General features: G+C 68.2%; 20 protein-coding genes. 17 read left to right on the top strand and 3 right to left on the bottom strand.

Going from position 1 to position 23112, the window contains the following annotated elements:
* The first annotated feature begins 92 nt into the window (after nucleotides 1-92).
* Both ilvD and FEI13_RS13155 read left to right on the top strand, forming a co-directional pair.
* A complete protein-coding gene (gene ilvD / locus FEI13_RS13160) occupies nucleotides 93-1937 on the top strand; it encodes a dihydroxy-acid dehydratase (RefSeq protein WP_138181982.1) in 1845 nt (614 codons plus the stop codon).
* A 67-nt stretch (nucleotides 1938-2004) separates the two neighbouring features.
* Complete coding sequence (locus tag FEI13_RS13155; protein WP_138181981.1) at nucleotides 2005-3093, top strand: oxidoreductase; 1089 nt, start codon at nucleotides 2005-2007, stop codon at nucleotides 3091-3093.
* A gap of 66 nt (nucleotides 3094-3159) precedes the next feature.
* On the opposite strand, the gene nudE is transcribed toward FEI13_RS13155, so the two are convergent.
* On the bottom strand, nucleotides 3160-3765 hold the full coding sequence (gene nudE / locus FEI13_RS13150) for an ADP compounds hydrolase NudE (RefSeq protein WP_138181980.1): 606 nt from the start codon (nucleotides 3763-3765) through the stop codon (nucleotides 3160-3162).
* Between the two features lie 148 nt (nucleotides 3766-3913).
* On the opposite strand from nudE, the gene yrfG reads away from it, so the two are divergent.
* The 10 genes from yrfG (at nucleotide 3914) to FEI13_RS13100 (ending at nucleotide 15186) form a co-directional block, all read left to right on the top strand.
* Nucleotides 3914-4609, top strand: a complete 696-nt coding sequence (yrfG, locus tag FEI13_RS13145; protein WP_138181979.1) for a GMP/IMP nucleotidase — start codon at nucleotides 3914-3916, stop codon at nucleotides 4607-4609.
* The gene (locus tag FEI13_RS13140; protein WP_138181978.1) at nucleotides 4602-4988 is read left to right on the top strand and encodes an RNA-binding S4 domain-containing protein; all 387 of its coding nucleotides are present in this window, start codon (nucleotides 4602-4604) and stop codon (nucleotides 4986-4988) included. Before yrfG ends, FEI13_RS13140 begins: the two co-directional genes overlap by 8 nt.
* A gap of 109 nt (nucleotides 4989-5097) precedes the next feature.
* On the top strand, nucleotides 5098-5973 hold the full coding sequence (gene hslO / locus FEI13_RS13135) for an Hsp33 family molecular chaperone HslO (protein ID WP_138181977.1): 876 nt from the start codon (nucleotides 5098-5100) through the stop codon (nucleotides 5971-5973).
* Nucleotides 5974-6251: 278 nt separating this feature from the next.
* Nucleotides 6252-7820, top strand: a complete 1569-nt coding sequence (locus FEI13_RS13130) for a phosphoenolpyruvate carboxykinase (protein ID WP_138181976.1) — start codon at nucleotides 6252-6254, stop codon at nucleotides 7818-7820.
* A gap of 132 nt (nucleotides 7821-7952) precedes the next feature.
* Nucleotides 7953-8450 carry a peptide-methionine (R)-S-oxide reductase MsrB gene (gene msrB / locus FEI13_RS13125; RefSeq protein ID WP_138181975.1) on the top strand — a complete coding sequence of 166 codons (498 nt, stop codon included), beginning with the start codon at nucleotides 7953-7955 and terminating at the stop codon, nucleotides 8448-8450.
* 240 nt (nucleotides 8451-8690) lie between these two features.
* Nucleotides 8691-11039, top strand: coding sequence for a Tex family protein (locus tag FEI13_RS13120; RefSeq protein WP_138181974.1), 2349 nt, complete (start codon nucleotides 8691-8693; stop codon nucleotides 11037-11039).
* A gap of 86 nt (nucleotides 11040-11125) precedes the next feature.
* Nucleotides 11126-12760, top strand: a complete 1635-nt coding sequence (gene gshA, locus FEI13_RS13115; RefSeq protein ID WP_138181973.1) for a glutamate--cysteine ligase — start codon at nucleotides 11126-11128, stop codon at nucleotides 12758-12760.
* Nucleotides 12757-13293 (top strand): disulfide bond formation protein B, encoded by a 537-nt coding sequence (locus FEI13_RS13110; protein WP_138181972.1) that lies wholly within the window; start codon nucleotides 12757-12759, stop codon nucleotides 13291-13293. Before gshA ends, FEI13_RS13110 begins: the two co-directional genes overlap by 4 nt.
* A gap of 171 nt (nucleotides 13294-13464) precedes the next feature.
* Nucleotides 13465-13965 carry a sigma D regulator gene (gene rsd, locus FEI13_RS13105; protein ID WP_138181971.1) on the top strand — a complete coding sequence of 167 codons (501 nt, stop codon included), beginning with the start codon at nucleotides 13465-13467 and terminating at the stop codon, nucleotides 13963-13965.
* Nucleotides 13966-14211: 246 nt separating this feature from the next.
* On the top strand, nucleotides 14212-15186 hold the full coding sequence (locus tag FEI13_RS13100) for a malate dehydrogenase (protein ID WP_138181970.1): 975 nt from the start codon (nucleotides 14212-14214) through the stop codon (nucleotides 15184-15186).
* Between the two features lie 152 nt (nucleotides 15187-15338).
* Here FEI13_RS13100 and FEI13_RS13095 read toward each other — a convergent pair whose 3' ends face one another.
* The gene (locus tag FEI13_RS13095; RefSeq protein ID WP_138181969.1) at nucleotides 15339-15995 is read right to left on the bottom strand and encodes a histidinol-phosphatase; all 657 of its coding nucleotides are present in this window, start codon (nucleotides 15993-15995) and stop codon (nucleotides 15339-15341) included.
* 209 nt (nucleotides 15996-16204) lie between these two features.
* On the opposite strand from FEI13_RS13095, the gene FEI13_RS13090 reads away from it, so the two are divergent.
* On the top strand, nucleotides 16205-16696 hold the full coding sequence (locus FEI13_RS13090) for an RNA pyrophosphohydrolase (protein WP_108445830.1): 492 nt from the start codon (nucleotides 16205-16207) through the stop codon (nucleotides 16694-16696).
* 66 nt (nucleotides 16697-16762) lie between these two features.
* Nucleotides 16763-19024, top strand: a complete 2262-nt coding sequence (gene ptsP / locus FEI13_RS13085) for a phosphoenolpyruvate--protein phosphotransferase (protein ID WP_138182040.1) — start codon at nucleotides 16763-16765, stop codon at nucleotides 19022-19024.
* A gap of 156 nt (nucleotides 19025-19180) precedes the next feature.
* Here ptsP and FEI13_RS13080 read toward each other — a convergent pair whose 3' ends face one another.
* Entirely contained in the window at nucleotides 19181-19948 is a 768-nt protein-coding gene (locus tag FEI13_RS13080) for an NRDE family protein (protein ID WP_138181968.1), read from the bottom strand.
* A 105-nt stretch (nucleotides 19949-20053) separates the two neighbouring features.
* Between FEI13_RS13080 and FEI13_RS13075 the strand changes: the two genes are divergently transcribed.
* The 3 genes from FEI13_RS13075 (at nucleotide 20054) to lgt (ending at nucleotide 22949) form a co-directional block, all read left to right on the top strand.
* The gene (locus FEI13_RS13075) at nucleotides 20054-21175 is read left to right on the top strand and encodes a response regulator (RefSeq protein WP_158294546.1); all 1122 of its coding nucleotides are present in this window, start codon (nucleotides 20054-20056) and stop codon (nucleotides 21173-21175) included.
* Nucleotides 21172-21966, top strand: coding sequence for a sulfite exporter TauE/SafE family protein (locus tag FEI13_RS13070; RefSeq protein WP_138181966.1), 795 nt, complete (start codon nucleotides 21172-21174; stop codon nucleotides 21964-21966). Before FEI13_RS13075 ends, FEI13_RS13070 begins: the two co-directional genes overlap by 4 nt.
* Nucleotides 21967-22154: 188 nt before the next feature.
* Complete coding sequence (gene lgt, locus FEI13_RS13065) at nucleotides 22155-22949, top strand: prolipoprotein diacylglyceryl transferase (RefSeq protein ID WP_138181965.1); 795 nt, start codon at nucleotides 22155-22157, stop codon at nucleotides 22947-22949.
* Nucleotides 22950-23112: the final 163 nt, after the last annotated feature.

The following is a 23112-nucleotide window of genomic DNA, read 5'->3' as shown; positions in this document are numbered from 1 at the left end:
CCTGACGGCCGGCCGCGTGCCAGAATCGGCGGCTGACCTGGACACCGAGCCGCCGGCACAGGCGGCCGCTGAGAAGAAGAGAAGAGGACAGCATGCCCGAGTATCGTTCCCGCACCACCACCGCCGGTCGCAACATGGCCGGCGCTCGCGCCCTGTGGCGCGCCACCGGCATGAAGGACGAGGACTTCCACAAGCCGATCATCGCCGTGGCCAACTCCTTCACCCAGTTCGTGCCGGGTCACGTGCACCTGAAGGACATGGGGCAGCTGGTGGCCCGCGAGATCGAGAAGGCCGGCGGGGTGGCCAAGGAGTTCAACACCATCGCCGTGGACGACGGTATCGCCATGGGCCACGATGGCATGCTCTACTCGCTGCCGAGCCGCGATCTGATCGCCGACAGCGTCGAGTACATGGTCAATGCCCACTGCGCCGACGCCCTGGTGTGCATCTCCAACTGCGACAAGATCACCCCGGGGATGCTGATGGCCGCGATGCGCCTCAACGTGCCGGTGATCTTCGTCTCCGGCGGGCCCATGGAGGCGGGCAAGACCAAGCTGCTGGACCACGGCCTCGACCTGGTCGATGCCATGGTCATGGCCGCCGACGACAGCGTGGATGAGGCGACCCTCAACGAGGTCGAGCGCAGCGCCTGCCCGACCTGCGGCAGCTGTTCGGGCATGTTCACCGCCAACTCCATGAACTGCCTCACCGAGGCGCTGGGCCTGGCGCTGCCCGGCAACGGCACCCTGCTGGCCACCCACGGCGACCGTCGCCGGCTGTTCGAGACCGCCGGGCAGCGCATCGTCGAGCTGGCCAAGCGCTACTACGAGGGCGACGAGGCGCACCTGCTGCCGCGGGCCATCGGCGCCAAGGCGGCGTTCAAGAACGCCATGACCCTCGATATCGCCATGGGCGGCTCCACCAACACCATCCTGCACCTGCTGGCCGCGGCCCAGGAGGCGGAGATCGATTTCGACATGACCGACATCGATCGCCTGTCCCGCGAGGTGCCCCAGCTGTGCAAGGTGGCGCCCAACACCCAGAAATACCATATCGAGGACGTCCATCGGGCCGGGGGCATCATGGCGATCCTCGGTGAGCTGGACCGCGCCGGCGTGCTCGATACCCGGGTGCCCACCGTCTATGGTGACAGCCTGGCGGCGGCGCTTGAGGAGTGGGACATCATGCGCTCGCCGAGTCCCGAGGTGGTGGAGTTCTTCCGCGCCGGCCCCGGCGGCATTCCGACCCAGACCGCCTTCTCCCAGAGCGCGCGTTGGCCGAGCCTCGATGGCGATCGCGCCACCGGCTGCATCCGCGATCTGGAACATGCCTTCTCCCTGCAGGGTGGCCTGGCGGTGCTCAAGGGCAACATCGCCATCGACGGCTGCGTGGTGAAGACCGCCGGCGTCGACGACGCCATCCTGGTCTTCGAGGGTCGCGCCCACGTGGTGGAGTCCCAGGACCAGGCGGTGGCGGACATCCTCGCCGACAAGGTCAGCGAGGGCGACGTGGTGGTGATCCGCTACGAGGGCCCCAAGGGCGGGCCGGGCATGCAGGAGATGCTCTACCCGACCAGCTATCTCAAGTCCAAGGGGCTCGGCAAGGCGTGCGCGCTGCTCACCGACGGGCGCTTCTCCGGCGGCACCTCGGGGCTCTCCATCGGTCACGTCTCGCCGGAGGCGGCCGCGGGCGGCGCCATCGGCCTGGTCGAGAGCGGCGATCGCATCCGCATCGACATCCCCAATCGCACCATCGACGTGCTGCTCTCCGACGAGGCGCTCGGGTGGCGTCGCGAGGCCCAGGAGGCCCGCGGCCGCGACGCCTGGAAGCCGAGCCTCCAGCGCGATCGCAAGGTCTCGGCCGCCCTCAAGGCCTATGCGCTGCTCGCCACCTCCGCCGACAAGGGCGCGGTGCGCGATCTGGCCAAGCTCGATTGATGCACGACGGCCGCCCCGGGGCACCGGGGCGGATGATTCGACTCGCTTCAGCAGGGAAGCCGCCTAGATGAAGACCCAGACCCTCAACGTCGGCCTGATCGGCTTCGGCATGGCCGGCCGAACCTTTCACGCGCCGCTGATCCAGGCCGCCCCGGGACTCGAACTCTCCGCCATCGTCTCCAGCGACACGGAGAGGGTGCAGTCGGCCTATCCGGAGGTGACGGCCCACGCCAAGGCATCATTGCTGATGGCCGATCGCGATATCGACCTGGTGGTGATCGCCACGCCGAACGAGACCCACTTCCCGCTGGCCAAGGCGGCCCTGGCCAAGGGCAAGCACGTGGTGCTCGACAAGCCTTTCGCGGTCTCCCTGGCCGAGGCCCGCCAGCTCAAGGTCCAGGCCGACGAGGCGGACCGGTTGCTCAGCGTCTTCCACAATCGCCGCTGGGACAGTGATTTCCTGACCCTGAAGACACTCCTCGACGAGCAGCGCCTGGGGCGGGTGGTCGAGGTGGAGTCGCGCTTCGACCGGTTCCGGCCCGTGGTGCCGGATCGCTGGCGGGAGCAGTACCGTCCCGGGAGCGGTATCTGGTACGACCTGGGGCCACACCTGCTGGACCAGGCCAGGGCACTGTTCGGCATGCCGCGGGCGCTCCTGCTGGAGCTGGCCTCGCTGCGTGACGGCGCCGAGATCGATGACGATTTCCTGGCGGTGCTGGAGTATGACCGCCTGCGCGTGACCCTCCGGGCCAGTACCCTGGTGGCCGAGCCCACGCCGCGGCTGCGGGTGAACGGCACCCGGGGAAGCTTCGTCAAGTACGGCCTCGATCCCCAGGAGGCCTGGCTCAAGGAGGGCGAGAGCCCCCAGCCGGCCTGGGGGATCGACCCCTCCCCGGGACGCCTGACCGTGAACGAGGGGGAGGGCGACGAGGTGGAGCTCGGCCATCAGGAGGTCGAGAGCGTGCCCGGCGATTACCGGGCCTACTACGACGGCATCGCCCGCACCCTGCTGCGCGGCACCCCGCCGCCGGTGACCGCCGAGGAGGCGCTGGAGGTGATGACCCTGCTCGAGGCCGGCCTGGACAGCTACCGTCAGGGCCGCTGGGTAAAACTCAAGGAGGGCGGCAGCAAGCTGCGCCGGTTGCACAGCCGCTAGCGGAGTATCCCGGAACCACCGCCCGGTTCTCTCGGCCGGGCAGTCTTGCCCAAGGGCCGGCCGGACTCACCAGAGTCCGGTGTCGTCGGGGGCTTCGCTGCGCAGCTTGTCCCTGGCGATGTAGAGCGCCGCAATGGCGCGCGCCTCGTGGAAGTCCTCTCGCGCCAGCAGCCCCGAGAGCTCGTCGATGGCGTGGGTCTCGACGATCAGCGGCTCCGGCTCGTCGCCGGGCAGGCGCTTCGGGTAGAGGCCGGTGGCCAGCAGCACCTGCATGCGGTGGCGCATGTAGTTGGGCGCCAGCGACAGCTCGATCAGCGGCTCGATGCGATGGGCGCCGAAGCCGCACTCCTCCATCAGCTCACGGTTGGCCGCGGTGACGAGATCCTCGCCGGGGTCGACGAGCCCCTTGGGCAGCGTCAGCACGTAGTCCTCGAAGCCGGCAGCGTACTCGCGGATCAGCAGCACGTGCTCCGGGTCCGGCATGGCCACGATCATCACGGCACCGACGCCCTGACCGCCGGCGACCAGCCGCTCGAAGGTGCGCTCGGCACCGTTGGCGAAGCGCAGGTCCAGCTCCTCCACGTGAAACAGGCGACTGCGCGCCACGCTGCGCCGGTCGAGGATGTGCGGCCGGGTGGGCCAGGGCCGGGCGGTATCGTGCGGGTCTGACATGGCAAGACTCCGTATGGCGGGGGCGTGTGGCAGCGGCGATGACGCGCGACATCCAAGGCCCGAGGGCCGGGCGGTCGATATGCGTCACGCCTGGCGATTCGATACAATACTACGTCTCAACCGCCCCCGACTCACTCCCGGAGTAGCGATGATCGACTGGCGCGCCATCGATACCGTCCTGCTGGACATGGACGGCACCCTGCTAGACCTGCACTTCGACAGCCACTTCTGGCTCGAGCACCTGCCGCGGCGCTACGTCGAGCTGCACCGCCTGGACGAATCGACCCAGGAGGAGATACGCGCGCGGATCATCCGCGAACAGGGCACCCTCAACTGGTACAGCCTGGCCTACTGGAGCCGCGAGCTGGGGGTCGACGTGGTCGCCCTCAAGCGCGAGGTGCAGCACCTGATCGGCCTGCGTGGCGACGCCCTGGATTTCCTGCAGTGGCTGAAGGCGGCGCATCCCCGGGTCGTGCTGGCCACCAACGCCGACCGCGAGAGCCTGGCGCTCAAGCTGCCGCTGACCGGGCTGGAGGAGTACCTCGACGCCATCGTCTCCTCGGCGGACCTGGGCGTGCCCAAGGAGGAACAGGCCTTCTGGTTCGCCCTCCAGGAGGTCGAGCCCTTCGATCCCGAGCGGACCCTGTTCATCGACGACAACGCCTCGGTGCTCGAGAGCGCCCGCGAATTCGGTATCCGCCACCTGCTGGGCATCAAGCAGCCCGACAGCCGCCGGCCCGAGAAGGAGCTCGAAGCGTTCATCGCCCTGGATCGCTTCGCCCGCCTGCTGCCCGAAGAGCGCCCGCCGGTCCCGGGAGATCGCCACGGAGAACGCCATGGATAGCGTCAGGCTCGACAAGTGGCTGTGGGCGGCGCGCTTCTTCAAGACCCGGGCGCTCGCCAAGAAGGCCATCGAAGGCGGCAAGGTGCAGGTCAACGGCGCCCGGGCCAAGACCAGCAAGGGCGTCGAGGTCGGCGCGCTGATTCGCGTCCCCCAAGGCTGGGACACCCTGGAGGTCGAGGTGGTGGATCTCTCCGGTCAGCGTCGCGGCGCCCCCGAGGCACGCGCGCTCTACCGCGAGACCGCCGAGAGCATCGCCCGGCGCGAGCGCGAGGCCGAGGCCCGCCGCCTGACCAACCAGGCCATGCAGCACCCGCTCAAGCGACCCGACAAGAAGCAGCGCCGCGAGATCAAGCGCTTCCAGGAGCGCTCCGGGGAGTGAGCCGCCGCGCCAGGGGTCGCGGTCGCCATGACCGCGGCGCCCCATGCCCCGGCCATCCCGGCCTTTCCTACCTCCGCCCTTGCTATTCACCCTTCAGGTTTCAGACGACATGAACGACCAGATCCAGCGTTTTCTCTTCGAGCGTACCAACGTGCGCGGCGAGATCGTCACCCTCGAACGCGCCTATGCCGACGTGCTCGAGCGCCACGATTATCCCGGTGCGGTGAATCACCTGCTGGGTGAGTTGCTCTGTGCGGTGGCGCTGCTCACCGACACGGTCAAGCTCGACGGCACCCTGAGCATCGAGGTGCGCGGCCAGGGAACGCTCTCCCTGCTGATGGCCGAATCCAATCCCGGCGGCGAGCTGCGCGCCATCGCCCGCCTGGACGAGGAGGCCGCGATTCCCGGCGACGCCGCCGGCTTCCGCGAGCTGGTCGGCGAGGGGCAGATCGTGATCACCCTGGACCCCACCGATGGCCAGCGCTATCAGGGCATCGTGGCCCTGGAGCACGACAGCCTGGCGGGCTGCCTCGCCGCCTACTTCGCGCAGTCCGAGCAGCTGCCCACCCGGCTGTGGCTGACCGCCGACGGCCAGCGTGCCGGCGGATTGCTGCTGCAGCGCCTGCCCGACGACTCGCTCAACCAGGACGACGACGCCTGGGAGCGCACCGTGCACCTGGCCGAGACGCTCAAGGACGAGGAGCTGCTGGGCCTCGAGCCGCTCGAGGTGCTGCGTCGGCTCTATCACGAGGAGGAGGTGCGGGTCTTCGATCCCAAGGCGCTCTACTTCGGCTGCACCTGCTCTCGCGAGCGCATCGCCGGGGCCCTGCTGGGACTGGGGGCGCAGGAGCTGCGCGAGGTGCTGGCCGAGCAGGGCGGCATCGAGACCCAGTGCCACTTCTGCCACACCCGCTACCCGTTCAGTGCCGTGGAGATCGAGGCGATGCTGGACGATCCCCAGGGACCGGTGCCCACGCTGCACTGAGCGGGCGCACCGTCGGTGCCTTCGTTGTTGCAAAGCAGCATGGGTTTTTAAGTGAGCGGCTGTGAACGGCGTCGATGTAGTAGTAAAACTACAAGAACTCCGCCAAAGAACGGCGTTTCCTGGCGGCCGGCTTTTTGCCATAATGGCGCCGATTTTCTGGTTCGATCGCCAACCAACAGACGGGAACACCCCGCACGCGGCGATCTTGGTACGACCCACGTTGCGTCACCGACGCCCGGCACACGAGAGAGAAGCGGCCGCAAGGCCCAGGAAACGACATGACCACGACTCAAGCCGCCCCCCAGCAAGCCGCCACTTCCCACGTCAACCTCTGCAGCGCCGAGCTGATCGAGCGGGCGGTGGCCAGCGGGGAAGGTCGCCTGGCCGCCCACGGCGCCCTGGTGGTGAACACCGGCGTGCGCACCGGTCGCTCCCCCAAGGACCGCTACATCGTCGATGAGCCGAGCACCAACGGCCAGATCGACTGGGGCAGCGTCAACCGCCCCTTTCCGGCGGACCGCTTCGATGCGCTCTGGACCCGCGTCGAGGAGTACCTGGCCAGCGGCGAGTCCTATGTCTCCGAGCTTCACGTGGGCAGCGATCCCGTCCACCACCTGCCGGTGCGCGTCACCACCGAGACCGCCTGGCACAACCTGTTCGGCCGCACCATGTTCGTGCGCCCCGAGGCCTTCAATCCCTCGGCCAAGGACGAGTGGACCGTCCTCAACGCGCCCTTCTTCGAGTGCGATCCGGCCCGCGACGGCACCAACTCCGAGGGCTGCGTGATCCTCAACTTCGCCCAGCAGAAGGTGCTGATCGCCGGTATGCGCTACGCCGGCGAGATGAAGAAGGCGATGTTCTCGGTACTGAACTTCCTGCTGCCAGCCGCCGACGTGCTGCCGATGCACTGCTCCGCCAACGTGGGCGAGGATGGCAACACCACGCTGTTCTTCGGTCTCTCCGGCACCGGCAAGACCACCCTGTCCGCCGATCCGGCGCGCTTCTTGATCGGCGATGACGAGCACGGCTGGGGCCCGGGCACGGTCTTCAACTTCGAGGGTGGCTGCTACGCCAAGTGCATCGACCTCTCCGAGAAGAACGAGCCGATCATCTGGAACGCCATCAAGTTCGGCACCGTGCTGGAGAACGTGGTCCTCGACGACCGTCGCCAGCCGGACTACGCCGACGACAGCCTGACCCAGAACTCCCGTGCCGCCTACCCGCTGGAGCACGTCGAGAAGCGCGTGGACGAGAACCGGGCCGACGAGCCCAATGCCATCGTCTTCCTGACCTGCGACATGAGCGGCGTGTTGCCGCCGGTTTCCGTGCTCTCCAAGGAAGCCGCGGCCTACCATTTCCTCTCCGGCTACACCGCCAAGGTCGGCTCCACCGAGGTGGGCTCCACGGCCGGCCTCGAGGCGACCTTCTCCACCTGCTTCGGCGCGCCGTTCTTCCCGCGTCCGGCCCGCGAGTACGCCGACCTGCTGATCCGCCGCGTGGCCGAGCAGGACGCCAAGGTCTACCTCGTCAACACCGGCTGGACCGGCGGCGCCTACGGCGAAGGCGGTGCGCGCTTCTCCATCCCGACCACCCGCGCCATCATCAGCGCTATCCAGTCCGGTGTGCTGCGCGATGTCGAGACGCGCATGGTCGAGGGCCTGAACCTGTCCGTGCCGACCGCCGTGCCGGGCGTCGACTCCAGCCTGCTCGACCCGCGCGAGACCTGGGAAGACAAGGCCGCCTACGATCGCCACCTGCGCGAGCTGGTCGCCAAGTTCGTCGATAACTTCAAGAAGTTCGACGGCGTCAACGAGGCCATCGTCAAGGCCGGCCCTAGCCTGACCTGAGGCGGGGCGGGGAGAACCCGAACGCCCGAGACCTGTCCGAGAGGGGGAAGCCGAGGCTTCCCCCTCTTTTTTGGTGTAAGGAAATCGGGGAGAGCACGACACAGAACACACCCCGTTGATGGGAGAGTGACCATGAAACGACGCAACTTCCTGGGTCTTCTAGGAGTCGGCGGACTGTCGACCCTGGCCCCGGGCCTGGCCATCGCTCGTCCCAAGCCCGATCTCGAGCGCGCCGACGACATCGAGGTGCTGGAGCTCTCCGAGGCCGAGTGGCGGGAACGCCTCAGCGACGAGCAGTTCGAGATCCTGCGTGAGGAGGGCACCGAGCCGGCGTTCTCGAGCCCGCTGGACAAGGAGACCCGCCCGGGCGAGTACCGCTGTGCGGGCTGCGAGCTGCTGCTCTTCGAAAGCGACATGAAGTACGATTCCGGCACCGGCTGGCCGAGCTTCTTCGAGCACGTCGAGGGCCATCTGCTGACCAGCGTCGACTATTTCCTGGTCTTCCCGCGCACCGAATACCACTGCGCCCGCTGCGGCGGCCACCAAGGGCACATCTTCGAGGACGGCCCCGAACCCACCGGGCTGCGCTGGTGCAACAACGGCCTGGCCTTGAGCTTCAGCCCGGCATAGCCCGGCTTCGCCGGGAGCTGGAAGAGCGCGGCTTCGCCGCTGGAAGAGCGTCGCTTCGCTCCTGGAAGCTTGAAGAAAACCCTTGATGCGGGTCTCGAGGTCACAAGCTGACTTCCAGCTTCCAGCTTCCAGCTTCCAGCTTCCAGCTTCCAGCTCGGGTGAAGCCCGGCCAGGCTCCCGGCGAAGCCAGGCGTGTGATACCTTGTCGCGATTCTCTGGACGCTGACTGCCAAGGATTTCATGGACGCACACGACAAGATCATCGCCCGCCTCGCCGAGGAACTCGCCGTTCGTCCGCCGCAGGTCTCGGCCACGGTGGAGCTGCTGGATGGCGGGGCCACCGTGCCCTTCATCGCCCGCTACCGCAAAGAAGTCACCGGCGGACTGGATGACATCCAGCTGCGCCAGCTCCACGAGCGACTCGCCTACCTGCGCGAACTCGAGGAGCGCCGCGGGGCGGTGCTCGCCGCCATCGACGAGCAGGGCAAGCTCACCGACGCCCTGGCCGCCAGCATCCGCGCCGCCGACACCAAGCAGCGCCTCGAAGACCTCTATCTTCCCTACAAGAAGAAGCGACGCACCAAGGCGCAGATCGCCCGCGAGGCGGGACTCGAGCCGCTGGCCGAGGCGCTGCTGGCCGACCCGAGTCTCACCCCCGCGACCGAGGCGGCCAAGTATCTTCGCGCCGCGGAAGGCGACATCCCGGCCGTCGAGGACGCCAAGGCGGCCCTGGATGGCGCCAAGCAGATTCTCATGGAGCGCTTCGCCGAGGACCCCGAGCTGGTGGGGCGCCTGCGCGAGCGGCTGTGGAGCGAGGGCGAGCTCTGTGCCCGGCTGATCGCCGGCAAGGAGCAGGAGGGCGCCAAGTTCTCCGACTACTTCGAGCACGACGAGAGGCTCGCCAAGGTGCCGTCGCACCGCGCGCTGGCGATGTTCCGGGGTCGCAACGAGGGCGTGCTGGCGCTGACCCTGCGCCTGCCCGGCGAGGACGAGGCGCCGGTCCACCCGGCCCAGGTGGCCATCGCCAAGCACTTCTCGATCAGCGACCAGGGACGTCCCGCCGACCGCTGGCTCGCCGAGGTGGTGCGCTGGACCTGGCGGGTCAAGCTTTACACCCACCTCGAGACCGAACTGATGGGCCGGCTGCGCGAGCGCGCCGAGCTCGAGGCCATCGAGGTCTTCGCCGCCAACCTCAAGGACCTGCTGCTGGCCGCCCCGGCGGGACAGAAGGCGACGCTCGCCATCGATCCGGGCCTGCGCACCGGTTGCAAGGTGGCGGTGGTCGATGCCACCGGCCAGTTCCTCGAGCATGCCACCATCTACCCCCACGCGCCCCGCAACGCCTGGGCGGCCTCGCTGGCCGAGCTGGCGCGGCTGGTGAAGAAGCACGACGTGGCGCTGATCGCCGTGGGTAACGGCACGGCCAGCCGCGAGACCGACCGCCTGGCAGGCGACTTGGTCAAGGCCATGGCCGAGACGCACCGGCTCGCCAAGGTGATGGTCAGCGAGGCCGGCGCCTCGGTCTACTCCGCCTCGGAATACGCCTCCCGGGAGTTCCCGGACCTCGACGTCAGTATCCGCGGCGCGGTCTCCATCGCCCGGCGCCTGCAGGACCCGCTAGCGGAACTCGTCAAGATCGAACCCAAGTCCATCGGCGTGGGGCAGTACCAGCACGATGTCTCTCAGCTACAGCTCTCCAGGAGCCTCGAGGCGGTGATCGAGGACTGCGTCAACGCCGTGGGGGTGGATCTCAATACCGCGTCGAGCGCGTTGCTCTCCCGGGTCGCCGGCCTCAACGCGGCGCTGGCCGACAACATCGTCGCCCGGCGCAACGCCGAGGGCGCCTTCACCAGCCGCCGGGCGCTGCTCGACGTCAGCCGCCTGGGGCCCAAGACCTTCGAGCAGTGCGCGGGCTTCCTGCGCATCATGAACGGCGACAACCCGCTGGACGCCAGCGCCGTGCACCCCGAGGCCTATCCGCTGGTGGAGCGCATCGCCAAGCGCAGCGGCCGCGACCTGGCCGGGCTAATCGGCGACAGCGCGACCCTCAAGTCGCTCAAGCCGGCCGAGTTCGCCGACCAGCGCTTCGGCGTGCCCACCGTCAGCGATATCCTCGCCGAGCTCGACAAGCCGGGCCGCGACCCGCGCCCCGAGTTCAAGGCGGCCGAGTTCCGCGAGGGCGTCGAGACGCTCAAGGACCTCGAGCCGGGCATGATCCTCGAGGGCAGCGTGACCAACGTCACCCACTTCGGCGCCTTCGTCGATATCGGCGTGCATCAGGATGGCCTGGTGCATATCTCGGCGCTCTCCGAGAGCTTCGTCGAGGACCCGCGCAGCGTGGTCAAGGCCGGCGATATCGTGCGGGTCAAGGTGATGAGCGTCGACCTTCCGCGCTCGCGCATCGGCCTGACCATGCGGCTCAGCGATCAGCCGGAGGCGTCGGGCGACGAGCGCCCCGCCGGCAAGGCGCGTCGCGCCGACGATGAGGCGCGCGGTCGCGGCAAGGCCGCCCGCAGCAAGGCGCCAGAGCAGGGCGACCAGATGGGCGCCCTGGGCGCGGCCCTCTTGAAGGCCAAGAAGGGGCGCTGATCGTGATGCGTCGCTGTCCTTGAACCGCCAGCGGGCCGCGCCCTAATCTGATGCTTGTCGGGCGCCCGGGCGCCCGCTTTTTCCATATGGTGACCAACTTGTCCGAATCGCTTAACGCCCGCGTCGATCGACTCAAGGGGCTGGCCGACCAGGGGCGCGTCGGCCGCCTGCGTCGCGGCATCGAGAAGGAGGGGCTGCGCGTCGACGGCGAGGGGCGCATCGCCGCCACGCCGCACCCGGCCGCCCTGGGGTCCAAGCTGACCCATCCGCATATCACGACCGACTATTCCGAGGCGCTGCTGGAGTACATCACGCCGGTCACCTGCCGGCCCGCTGACGCCCTCGATTTCCTCGGCGACCTGCACCGCTTCAGCTATCGCTATCTGGGCGATGAGCTGATCTGGCCGGCCAGCATGCCGGCGCGCCTGGACGGCAACGACAGCGTACCCATCGCCGACTATGGCACCTCCAATGTGGGCATCATGAAACGGGTCTATCGTCAGGGGCTGGACGTTCGCTACGGGCGGATCATGCAGGCCATCGCCGGCGTGCACTACAACGTCTCGCTGCCCGACGACCTCTGGGAGCGCCTGCGCGAGCTCGACGGCGACGCCGATACGCCCCTCGATGACTACCGTTCGGCGCGCTACTTCGGCCTGATTCGCAACTTCCGTCGCCACAGCTGGCTGCTGCTCTACCTGTTCGGCGCCTCGCCGGCGCTCGACCGCAGCTTCCTCCCCGACGGCCGGGTGCCCGAGAAGCTCGAACCCCATGGCGACGCGACTCTGGTGTCGCGCCACGCCACCAGCCTGCGCATGTCGGGTCTGGGCTACCAGAACAAGGTCCAGGAGCAGCTCAAGATCTGCTTCAACTCGCTCTCCAACTACGTCAACACCCTGCGCCACGCCATCGCCACCCCCTGGGCGGACTACCGCCGGCGGGGCGTGAACGAGGGGGACGAGTGGCGCCAGCTCAATGCCAACATCCTGCAGATCGAGAACGAGTACTACAGCGACATTCGCCCCAAGCGGGTGACGCGCCACGACGAGACCCCCAGTCAGGCGCTGGAGGCCCGCGGCGTCGAGTACATCGAGGTGCGCTGCCTGGACCTCAATCCCTTCCTGCCGCTGGGCGTCGACGAGATCCAGATCCGCTTCCTCGACACCTTCCTGATGTGGTGCCTGCTCAGCGATAGCCCGTGGATTCCCGACGACGAGTGCGACCGGCTGGACGACAACCGTCGCCTGGTGGTCGAGCGTGGCCGGGATCCGGCGCTGCGCCTGCTGCAGGATGGCCGGCACCGCTCCATCGCCGACTGGGGCGGCGAGATACTGGCCGAGATGGCCCCGGTGGCCGAGCTGCTCGACCGGCTGGAGGAGGACGAGCCCCACCGCGAGGCCCTGGCCGCGCTGACGCCGCTCTTGAAGGATCCGGCCCTGACGCCCTCCGGGCGGCTGCTCGACCGGCTCGAGTCGACCGGCGAGTCCTTCCTCGAGGCCATGCTCGGCCTCGCCCGGGAGCAGGCCCGGGACTTTCGCGATACGCCCATGGACCCCGCCCGGGAGGCCCTGTTCGATGATCTGGTGGCGAGCTCCCGCGACCAGCAGGCGGACATCGAGGCCGCGGACGAGGAGGACTTCGACAGCTTTCTGGCCCGCTACTTCGAACGCGCCAGGGAGGTCCGCAGCGTCACCCCGCTGCAGACGGGGGAGCCCTCATGATCGATGACCTCCGGCGTCTGGACGTGCGCGCCTGGAGCCTCGCCGGGCTCGCCTTCTGCGTGCTGATGATGGGTGTGGCCCTGGTGCTCGAGCATGTCGTCGGACTGGAGCCCTGCCCGCTGTGCATCCTGCAGCGGGTGGCGGTGCTGGCCGCCGCCGCGGTGTTCCTGGTGGCCGCGCTCCATAACCCCGTTGGGCGGCTGGGGGCGGTGCTCTACGGCCTGCTGTCGCTTGGCGCCGTGGGCGGCGGCATCGCCGTGGCGGGGCGTCACCTCTGGCTGCAGTCGCTGCCGGCAGACCAGGTGCCGACCTGCGGTCCGGGCCTCGACTACATGATGGAGATCCTGCCCTGGCAGCAGGTGCTGTCCCAGGTGCTCTCCGGCTCCGGGGAGTGCGCCGAGGTCGGCATCCGGGTGCTCGGCCTCTCGCTGCCCGGCTGGACCCTGGTCGGCTTTCTGATCCTCGCGCTGGCCCCGCTGGGCCTGCTGCTCGCGGCCAATCGGCCCCGCCGCGGCTATCACTGGTCCGGCTAGGCGGGATCGCGCTCCGGTCGTCGTTCCTTCGGCGCCATAGTCGCTAACGTTTACGCACAAGAAGCGCCCCGACGGCGCGGCAGGATTGACACCGGCATCGGCAGGCGCGAGTCTGTCACTTCGCGGGTCGAGCATGCCGTCGCTGCCGGCCGTCGAGCAAGGGAGGTGTCCATGCTGGAAGATTGCACGAATGCCCAGGAACGCTGGGGTGGTGTCCATCAGCTGATCGATCGTTGGCTCGAGGCGCGCCGTGAGCTGCTGGTCCACTTCGTTGACCTCAAGGCGTCCTGCGATGCCGAGCTGGAGGCCGTGTCCAAGGCCCATGTCGATGCCTTCAGCGAGCTGCTGATGGACTACATCAGTGCCGGCCACTTCGAGATCTATCCGCAGCTGCGCAAGGAGGCCCGGGCCTTCGACGACGAGCCCGCCCTGGCGCTGGCCGATCGGCTGATGGAACGGCTCGAGATGTCCACCGAGCTGGTGCTCGCCTTCGACGAGGACTACGCCTCCTCGACGCGCTGCGAGCAACATCTCGCCCGGCTGCCGGCCTGGATCGACCGCCTCCACAAGGGGCTCGGCGAGCGCTTCGCGCTGGAGGATCGGCTGATCGCCCGGCTGCATGCGGCCCACTCACCGGATGCCACCCGCGCCGAGGCCGACTCCCGGGCCTGAGCGCCTCGACGGCGTTGCCGGTGCGCGGCGGCATCTACAAGACCCCATGGGACACCCCGTCCCATGGGGTCTTGACGTGTCGCGGCGGGAAGGTCCGGCCGGCAGGCCTAGCCGCAGGTCGAATTGAGTTTTGTGCAGTGCAGGCATAACATCTTGGCGGTTCGTATTCCGGCCAGGGTGGGCAGCCGGTCCACCGGGCTTATCCTCACGGCGACAACCCGCGCGTTGACAACCCAAGGAGCCACCATGAAAGACCCCGTCCGTATTGCCATCACCGGTGCTGCCGGCCAGATCAGCTACTCCCTCGCCTTTCGCATCGCCTCCGGCGACATGCTCGGCAAGGACCAGCCGGTCATCCTGCAGCTGCTGGAGATCACCCCGGCCATGGACGCCCTCAACGGCGTGGTGATGGAGCTCAACGACTGCGCCTTCCCGCTGGTGCAGGACATCGTCGCCACCGATGATGCCAACGTTGCCTTCAAGGATGCCGATTTCGCCCTGCTGGTCGGCGCGCGTCCGCGCGGTCCGGGCATGGAGCGCAAGGACCTGCTCGAGGCCAACGCCGCGATCTTCTCCGTGCAGGGCAAGGCGCTGAACGATCACGCCAGCCGCGATGTGCGGGTGCTGGTGGTCGGCAACCCGGCCAACACCAACGCCCTGATCGCCTCCTGCAACGCGCCGGACCTGGACGCGGGCCAGTTCACCGCGATGATGCGCCTGGACCACAACCGCGCCAAGACCCAGCTGGCCCAGAAGGCCGGCAAGCATGTCACCGACGTCGCGTCCATGGTGGTGTGGGGCAACCACAGCGCGACCCAGTACCCGGACCTGGCCCACTGCAAGGTCGACGGCACCCCGGCCCTGGAACTGGTCGATCGCGAGTGGTACGAGAACGACTTCATCCCCACCGTGCAGCAGCGCGGCGCCGCCATCATCAAGGCGCGCGGGGCCTCCTCTGCGGCGTCTGCCGCTTCCGCCGCCATCGATCACATGCGTGACTGGGCGCTGGGCACCGACGAGGTGGTCAGCATGGGCATTCCCGCCGACGGCAGCTATGGCGTTGAGCCGGGCATCATGTACTCCTACCCGGTGGTCTGCAAGAACGGTCAGTACGAGATCGTCCAGGGCCTTTCGATCGATGAGTTCAGCCGCGGCCGCATGCAGGCGACCGAGACCGAGCTGCGCGAAGAGCGCGCCGCCGTCGAGCATCTGCTCGGCTGAACCCCAGCCGTAAGCTTTAAGCTGTAAGCTGTAAGAAAACCCCGCCAGGATGAACCTGAGCGGGGTTTTCAGTTTTTCGCTTCAAGGAGCGCAGCGAGGCTCTTAAGGCTTACGGCTTATGGCTTACAGCTCTGATCCGGCCGAAGGCCGGGTCAGTCGCGCAGGCTGATGATCTTCCAGCCGCGGGCCTCGGCTACCTCGCGAAGGCTCGGGTCGGGGTCTACCGCCACCGGGTGGTCGACCACTTCGAGCAGCGCCAGGTCGTTGTGGGAGTCGCTGTAGAACCAGCTGTCGTCTAGGGTCAGGTCGCGGTCGGCGAGCCAGGCTTCGAGCCGCTTTACCTTGCCCTCGCGGTAGCTGGGAATGCCGAGGGCGCGACCGGTATAGCGGCCGTCGACCATCTCGGGCTCCACGGCGATCAGCTCGTCGATGCCCAGGCGTTCGGCGATGGGGCCGGTGATGAAGCGGTTGGTGGCGGTGATGATCATCAGGGTGTCGCCGCGCGAGCGGTGGCGTGCCACCAGCTCCTCGCCCCGGGGGAGGATATGCGGCTCGATCTTGCTGGCCATGAACTGCTGGTGCCAGGCGGCGAGCTGCTCCGGCGTATGCACCGCCAGCGGCTGCAGGGCCACCTCGAGGAAGGCCTGCATGTCCAGGGTGCCCGCCTCGTAGTCGGCCATGAAGCGGTCGTTGGCCTCGCGGTAGGCGACCGGGTCGACGGCCCCCTGTTCCAGCAGGAACTCGCCCCAGGCATGGTCGCTGTCGATCGACAGCAGCGTGTTGTCCAGGTCGAAGATGGCCAGGCTCACTGCGTTCCCCTCGGGTGGTGTGGGTATGAATGGACGCGCGCGCGGCGGTCACGGCAAGGCCATCGATTATGGCAGAAGCGATGACGCGCTTCGAGCGCCTGAGCCGCGCGGGAGCGCCGCACATTGGCCTCTTGCTGACGCCTTGTATTGATGCGCTTTGTGGCCTTGTGGAAGAATGGTCCCAATACTGAAACTACAAGGTGAAGTCCGTGATCGACGCTGACGGCTTTCGCCCCAATGTTGGCATCATCATCGCCAACGAGATGGGGCAGCTGCTTTGGGCGCGTCGGGTAGGGCAAAACGCGTGGCAGTTTCCCCAGGGAGGCATCAAGGCTAACGAGACTCCGCAACAGGCACTTTTTCGTGAGCTCCACGAGGAGATCGGCCTCACCGCCGAGGACGTCGAGATCCTTGCCTGCACCCGGGGCTGGCTGCGTTATCGCCTGCCGCGACGCATGGTGCGTACCCACTCCAGGCCGGTGTGCATCGGCCAGAAACAGAAGTGGTTTTTGCTTCGGATTCGCTGTCAGGAGAGCCGGATCTGCATGGACCTGTCCGGCAAGCCGGAGTTCGATGGCTGGCGCTGGGTCAGCTACTGGTACCCCCTGGGACAGGTGGTACCCTTCAAGCGTGAGGTCTATCGCCGCGCCCTGCGCGAGCTGTCCCCCCGGGCACAGCGGCTGGCCCTCGGTCATGGATGATCCGATGGCCTGATGGCCATTTCCTCAGCGAGGCGAGAGACAACCACAATGGAAAAAAAGACGCCAATGCTCGAGGTATTGCGACGCATCATTCAGGAAGTCAACGGGGCTCGCAACCTGGACGCAGCGCTGGCGACCATGGTGCGCCGCATCCGCAAGGCGATGCGTACCGACGTGTGCTCCTTCTACCTCTTCGACCCCGCCATCGATCGCCTGGTACTGATGGAGACCATCGGCCTGCGCACTCAGGCGGTGGGTCGCGTGAGCCTGCAGGTGGGGGAGGGCCTGGTGGGCCTGGTGGCCAAGCGCGAGGAGCCGCTCAACCTGGAAAATGCCCAGGCCCATCCGCAGTTCCGCTACTTCGAGGCCACCGGCGAGGAGCGCTACTCGAGCTTTCTCGGCGTGCCGATCATTCACCAGCGTCGCATGCTTGGCGTACTGGTGGTGCAGCAGTCCGAGAAGCGTCGCTTCGACGAGGAGGACGAGGCCTTCCTGGTCACCATGGCCGCCCAGCTGGCCGGCGTGCTGGCCCATGCCCTGGCGACTGGCGGGCTCAGTCGGCCGAGCATCCCGGGCGGCCAGGCCCGCTTCACCGGCGTGGCGGCCTCGCCCGGCATGGCCATCGGCGAGGCGGTGGTCATCGCCGCGCCGGCCGATCTCAACAGCGTGCCGGACCTGATCCCCACCGATGTCGAGTACGAGATCACCCGCCTCAAGGAGGCCATCGGCCGGGTCCGCGATGAGATCCGCGCCGCCGGCGAGCGCCTGGCGAGCCGTATCTCCGCCCAGGAGCTGGCGCTGTTCGACGTCTACCAGCAGATGCTCGGCGAGGCGGCCCTCTCCCAGGAGGTCGAGAAGCGCATCCGCGAGGGGCAGTGGGCACCCGGCGCGCTGGCCGACGTGGTGCGTCGCCACGTCCAGTACCTGGAGCGGGTCGACGACAACTACCTGCGCGAGCGCGCCGCCGACGTCCGCGACCTGGGCCGACGCGTGCTGGCCCACCTGCAGGAGGAGACGCCCCAGACCCCGTCGGTCTATCCCGACAGCACCATCCTGGTGGGCGACGAGATCAGCGTGGCGATGCTCGGCGAGGTGCCCCGCGACAAGCTCGCCGGGCTGGTCTCGGTGCGCGGCTCCAGCACCTCCCACGTGGCCATCGTCGCTCGGGCCATGGGCATTCCCACGGTGCTGGGCATGGTCGACCTGCCGCTGGCGCGCCTCGGCGGTAACCGGGTGGTGCTGGATGGCCATCGCGGGCGGCTCTTCGTGCGTCCCTCGCCGGAGCTCGAGAGCCACTATCAGAGCCTGATCGAGGAGGAGCAGGCGCTGATGGCGGTGCTGGAGCACGAGCAGGACCTGCCCAGCCGCACCCCGGATGGCCACGATATGCCGCTGATGGTCAATACCGGCCTGGCGGTGGACACCGTGGCATCGCTCAAGTCGCGGATCGGCGGCGTCGGGCTCTATCGCACCGAAGTGCCCTTCATGATCACCGAGCGCTTCCCCGGCGAGCAGGAGCAGACGCGCCTCTATCGCGACCAGCTCGAGAGCTTCGCACCGCTGCCGGTGGTGATGCGCACCCTCGACATCGGCGGCGACAAGGACCTTCCCTACTTTCCCATCGAGGAGGCCAATCCCTTCCTCGGCTGGCGCGGCATCCGGGTCACCCTCGATCATCCCGAGGTGCTGATGGTGCAGCTGCGCGCCATGCTGCGCGCCTCCCAGGGGCTCGACAACCTGCAGGTGCTGCTGCCCATGGTCACCAACGTCGACGAGGTCGACGACGCGCTGCGCCTGCTCGATCGCGCCATCGTCGAACTCGGCGAGGAGGGCGTGGCGGTGAACCGGCCCAAGGTGGGCGTGATGCTGGAGGTGCCGGCGACCCTCTACCAGCTCGATGCCCTGGCCAAGCGTGTGGATTTCTTCTCGGTGGGCAGCAACGACCTGACCCAGTACCTGCTGGCCGTGGATCGCAACAACCCGCGGGTCGCCGATCTCTACGATGCCTGCCACCCCGCCGTGTTGGCGGCCATGGCGCGACTAGGCGAGGAGACGCGACGCCTGGCCATGCCGACCTCGGTATGTGGCGAGATGGCCGGCGATCCCGCCGGCGCGCTGCTGCTGATGGGCATGGGCTTCAATGCCCTGTCGATGAATGCGCCCAGCCTGCCTCGAGTGAGGGCGGCGATTCGCCGAGTGAGTCTCGCGAGCGCCCGGGAGCTGGTCGAGGAGACCCTGCGGCTCGACTCGCCCCACGACGTTCGCCAGCACCTAGAGGCCCGCCTGGGCGAGTGGCAGCTGGCGCACCTGCTGCCGCCCAGCGATTGACCCGGCTTCGCCGGGCTCGAGCTTGAAGCTAGAAGAGCGTCGCTTCGCTTCTGGAAGCTGGAAGAGCCGAGCTGCGCTCGGAGCTGTAAGCCTTAAGCTATAAGCCGGAAGAAAAGCCTTGATCCCAGAGTTAGCGGGATCATGCCGCCTTCCAGCTTACGGCTCCAAGCGAAGCTGGGTCTCGCCCAGCCGGACTCCCTCCGGCCCGAAGCGCCGTTCACCGATCTCGATGACGCCGTCGGCGTGCCAGCTCAGCCAGGTGGTGGCCCGCGTACCGTAGTCGCGGCCGACGATGAAACACGACGACAGCTGACGCTCGCGCTCGAGTCCCACGCCGGTCTCCGGCAGGGCCTCGTCATCGGCGGGTCGGGCATCGCCGAGCACGGGCAGGGCATCCTCGGGAAAGCGGCCGTGGTGCAGGCCGCGGCCGAGCCCCTGGCGGGCGGCGATCAGCTTGGGCCAGGGCGTGTCGAGGCTGGCGTTGGAGAGGCCGTGCAGGCCGGGTGGAACGCGCCTGAGGCTAAGGGCGTCGAATCCGCGGTGCAGGTGCCACAGCGTTTCGCCGTCGCCCACCAGCAGATTGAAGCCGGCATAGTCGTGGGCCGCCCCGCCTGCCAGGCGGTCGAGCCAGGCCGTCAGGTCGTCGCGCTCCAGGGCCTCACGCACCAGCCCGCCGCGGCTCGGCGCACCCAGCGGCAGCGTCAGGCGAGGATCGCGGACGTTGGTCACGGCGGCGAAGCGGCCGCGGCGGTGTACGGCCAGCCAGCTGCCACCGGCCTCCAGGTCGCGGCCCCCGACGATCGCGGGGGCTTCCTCCCAGGCGCCAAGCGGCGCCGTCGGACGCGCATGGAACTCGTCACGGTTGGCGATCAGGCGCAGCGGACAGGCGCTGCCGGGACGGTGGTCGAAGGCAATCAGGCACATCGGGCCAGCTTAGCCGGCTGCCGGGCCGGGGGGAAGGCGCCGTCATGACAGGTCGGGCCCGGCCGCGTACACTCTTTTGCTCATCGTGCGGGCACAGGGATGACAATGCAGGACGATATCCGCATGGACCGCTTCTGGTCGCGTCTGGTGTGGCCGATCCTCTGGCCGTTGCTGCTGGTCCAGGTGGCGCTGGTGGTGCTCTGCCTGCTGGTTGGCCTCCTGCTGTGGGGGATGATGCCGGCCCACCCCTCCTGGAACACCGCCTTCTGGCTGCCGGTGGCACTGCTGCTGGGCAGCAGTCTCAACGTGGCGGTATTCTTGACGCTGCTGCGTCAGCGCCTGCGCGAGGTCCAGCGCGAGGTGGATGAGGCCCTGGCCGGCGTCGAGGCCTATCTGGCGCGCCACCACCGGCCGCAACGCCAGGACCTGCCGCTCTCGCAGCGTCTCAGGGCCCTGGCGAGCGCCTGCGAGGACCTGGTGGAAGGCTGGCGGGGCGAGCTTGGCCAGAGCCACGCGACCGAGCGTCGGCTGGTCGACGACCTCGAGACCTGCAAGAACCAGGTCGAGCGCCTGGAGGGCGGACGCGTCCGTGCCCGGGAAGAGTCACGCCTCAAGTCCGGCTATCTCAGTCATCTGCGCCAGTCGCTGGGGCCGCTGATGACCTCGCTCACCGAGGTGCTGGAGAGCGAGACCCTGCGCCCGAGCGGCGAGCACGACCGTGGTGCGCTGCTGGCGCTGCGTGAGCGGCTCGCCGATGCCATGTTGCTGCTCGAGAACCTCGGCGAGCCCGCCGACACGACGGCGCTTCCCTCGGCCCCCGCGCTCTCCGCACAGGGACGGGTGCTGATCGTCGATGACGGTCCGGTGAATCTGACCCTCGCCCGCCAGGTGCTGGAGCGCCAGGGGCTCGAGGTCGCCACGGCCACCAGCGGCGAGCAGGCCCTGGCGCGGCTCGAGGAGGAAGCCTTCGACCTGGTGCTGATGGATATCTTCATGCCCGGAATGGACGGCGTGGAAGCCAGCCGACGCTGGCGCCGGCGAGAGGCCGAGATGGCCTCCCGCCGGCGCAGCGTGCTGGTGGCGCTGACCGCCAACGCGAGCGACGAGGATCGTCGCCGTTTCCTCGAGGCCGGCATGGACGACTTCCTGGCCAAGCCCTACCGCCCCCAGGCGCTGGTCGACATGGCGCGCCAGTGGTTGGTCATTCCGGAAGCCGACCCCTCATGAGCCTCATCGCGACCCTCCTGGCCTACCTGGCGCTGGGCGCCGCGGCCGGCACCCTGGCCGGCCTCTACGGCGTGGGTGGCGGACTGATCATCGTGCCGGCCCTGATCGTGGCCTTCGAGCTCCAGGGCGTGGCCCCCGAGGTGGCCATGCACCTGGCCGTGGGTACCTCGCTCGCTACCATCGTGGTGACCGGCGCCTCGTCGGCCTGGGGACATCATCGCCGCGGCAGCATCCGCCGCGACTGGTTCCTGGCGCTGCTGCCGGGGCTGGTGCTTGGCGCCATCGCCGGGGTCTTCATCGCCGGCAATCTCTCCGGCGGACGCCTGGGCACCCTGTTCGGCGTCTTCGTGATCCTGGTCGCGTTGAAGATGGCGCTGGGGCGGGGCCCTCGGCCCGGTAGCGTGCAGCCCGGTCCGACCTCGATGGGCGTGGCCGGCGCGGTGATCGGCGGCGTCTCGGCGCTGTTCGGCATCGGCGGGGGAACCCTTAGCGTGCCCTGGCTGTCTCGATGCGGCGCCACCATGACCCAGGCCGTGGGCACCTCGTCGGCCTGCGGCCTGCCCATCGCGCTGTTCGGTGCGGCCACCTTCGTGGTGGTCGGGTGGGGCAATCCGCTGCTCCCCGCCGGGGCCGTCGGGTTCGTGATGCTGCCCGCGTTCCTTGGCATCGTGCTGGCCAGCGTGCCCTGCGCGCGCCTCGGCGTGATCCTGGCCCATCGGCTGTCGGCCCGGGTATTGCGTCTCTCCTTCGCCGCCCTGCTGGCGGTGGTGGGCCTCAAGTTCTTGTTATAGCGATAAATCATAAGCTATAAGCTATAAGCTATAAGAGAAAACCGTTGCCTCTAGTGCTTCGTGGTAGTGTCGCGGCTTACGGCTTACGGCTTACGGCTTACGGCTTACGGCTTACGGCTTACGGCTTACGGCTTACGGCTTACGGCTTCCGGCTTCCAGCTTCCAGCTTCCAGTTCTCCGAGGATTTTATGCTGCCTTATCCTGATATCGATCCCGTGGCCATCTCCCTCGGGCCCTTCCAGGTCCACTGGTACGGCCTGATGTACGTGGTGGGCTTCGTGGCCGCCTGGTTCCTGGGGCGTCGCCGGGCCCAGCGCATCGGCCTGACCCGGGACGACGTCGGCGATCTATTGTTCTATGCCGCCATCGGCGTGGTGGTGGGTGGGCGCCTGGGCTATGCGCTCTTCTATGGCCTGTCGCAGTGGTTGGCGGACCCGCTGTGGATCTTCCGCGTCTGGGACGGCGGGATGAGCTTTCACGGCGGCCTGATCGGCGTGCTGCTCGCCGCGCTCTGGTTCGCCCGCAAGAAGCGCCTGGCCTTCTTTACCCTGACCGATTTCGTGGCCCCCCTGGTGCCCATCGGCCTGGGCGCCGGGCGCATCGGTAACTTCATCAACCATGAGCTGCCCGGGCGGCTTACCGAGCTGCCCTGGGGCATGCCTTTCCCCGGCATGGGGCCCGCGCCGCGCCACCCCTCATCGCTCTACGAGGCGCTGCTCGAGGGGGTGGTGCTCTTTGCGGTGCTGTGGTGGGTCTCGGCGGTGCCGCGTCGCCGCGGGCTGGTCTCCGGCCTCTTCCTGCTGCTCTACGGGGTGTTCCGCTTCCTGGTGGAGTTCGTGCGCCTGCCCGATCCCCATCTCGGCTTCATCGCCCTGGGTTGGGTGACCATGGGCATGCTGCTGACCCTGCCGATGATCGCCGCCGGCCTCGCGCTGATCGCCTGGTCGCGCCGCCAGCCGATCCCGACTTCGTCGGGAGCTTGAAGCCGTAAGCCCATCCCGACTTCGTCGGGAGCTTGAAGCCGTAAGCCTGAAGCTGGAAGAAAAACCTTGACCCCAGAATTAGCGGGATCATGCTGCCTTCCAGCTTCCAGCTTCCAGCTTCCAGCTTCCAGCTTCCAGCTTCCAGCTTCCAGCTTCCAGCTTC

This window comes from Halomonas urmiana (assembly GCF_005780185.1).
GTDB lineage: Bacteria > Pseudomonadota > Gammaproteobacteria > Pseudomonadales > Halomonadaceae > Halomonas > Halomonas urmiana.
Note: the sequence above shows the minus strand (reverse complement) of the source record. Positions and strands in the feature narration are given on the sequence as shown.

What these genes read in the sequence shown, in the direction of transcription:
- nudE (WP_138181980.1), bottom strand. Translation starts at nt 3,765, where the DNA reads ATGTCAGACCCGCACGATACCGCCCGGCCCTGGCCCACCCGGCCGCAC.
- FEI13_RS13120 (WP_138181974.1), top strand. Translation starts at nt 8,691, where the DNA reads ATGGACGCACACGACAAGATCATCGCCCGCCTCGCCGAGGAACTCGCC.
- FEI13_RS13130 (WP_138181976.1), top strand. Translation starts at nt 6,252, where the DNA reads ATGACCACGACTCAAGCCGCCCCCCAGCAAGCCGCCACTTCCCACGTC.
- lgt (WP_138181965.1), top strand. Translation starts at nt 22,155, where the DNA reads ATGCTGCCTTATCCTGATATCGATCCCGTGGCCATCTCCCTCGGGCCC.
- FEI13_RS13075 (WP_158294546.1), top strand. Translation starts at nt 20,054, where the DNA reads ATGCAGGACGATATCCGCATGGACCGCTTCTGGTCGCGTCTGGTGTGG.
- FEI13_RS13110 (WP_138181972.1), top strand. Translation starts at nt 12,757, where the DNA reads ATGATCGATGACCTCCGGCGTCTGGACGTGCGCGCCTGGAGCCTCGCC.
- hslO (WP_138181977.1), top strand. Translation starts at nt 5,098, where the DNA reads ATGAACGACCAGATCCAGCGTTTTCTCTTCGAGCGTACCAACGTGCGC.
- FEI13_RS13155 (WP_138181981.1), top strand. Translation starts at nt 2,005, where the DNA reads ATGAAGACCCAGACCCTCAACGTCGGCCTGATCGGCTTCGGCATGGCC.
- FEI13_RS13080 (WP_138181968.1), bottom strand. Translation starts at nt 19,948, where the DNA reads ATGTGCCTGATTGCCTTCGACCACCGTCCCGGCAGCGCCTGTCCGCTG.
- FEI13_RS13070 (WP_138181966.1), top strand. Translation starts at nt 21,172, where the DNA reads ATGAGCCTCATCGCGACCCTCCTGGCCTACCTGGCGCTGGGCGCCGCG.
- msrB (WP_138181975.1), top strand. Translation starts at nt 7,953, where the DNA reads ATGAAACGACGCAACTTCCTGGGTCTTCTAGGAGTCGGCGGACTGTCG.
- yrfG (WP_138181979.1), top strand. Translation starts at nt 3,914, where the DNA reads ATGATCGACTGGCGCGCCATCGATACCGTCCTGCTGGACATGGACGGC.
- rsd (WP_138181971.1), top strand. Translation starts at nt 13,465, where the DNA reads ATGCTGGAAGATTGCACGAATGCCCAGGAACGCTGGGGTGGTGTCCAT.
- ptsP (WP_138182040.1), top strand. Translation starts at nt 16,763, where the DNA reads ATGCTCGAGGTATTGCGACGCATCATTCAGGAAGTCAACGGGGCTCGC.
- ilvD (WP_138181982.1), top strand. Translation starts at nt 93, where the DNA reads ATGCCCGAGTATCGTTCCCGCACCACCACCGCCGGTCGCAACATGGCC.
- FEI13_RS13140 (WP_138181978.1), top strand. Translation starts at nt 4,602, where the DNA reads ATGGATAGCGTCAGGCTCGACAAGTGGCTGTGGGCGGCGCGCTTCTTC.
- gshA (WP_138181973.1), top strand. Translation starts at nt 11,126, where the DNA reads ATGGTGACCAACTTGTCCGAATCGCTTAACGCCCGCGTCGATCGACTC.
- FEI13_RS13100 (WP_138181970.1), top strand. Translation starts at nt 14,212, where the DNA reads ATGAAAGACCCCGTCCGTATTGCCATCACCGGTGCTGCCGGCCAGATC.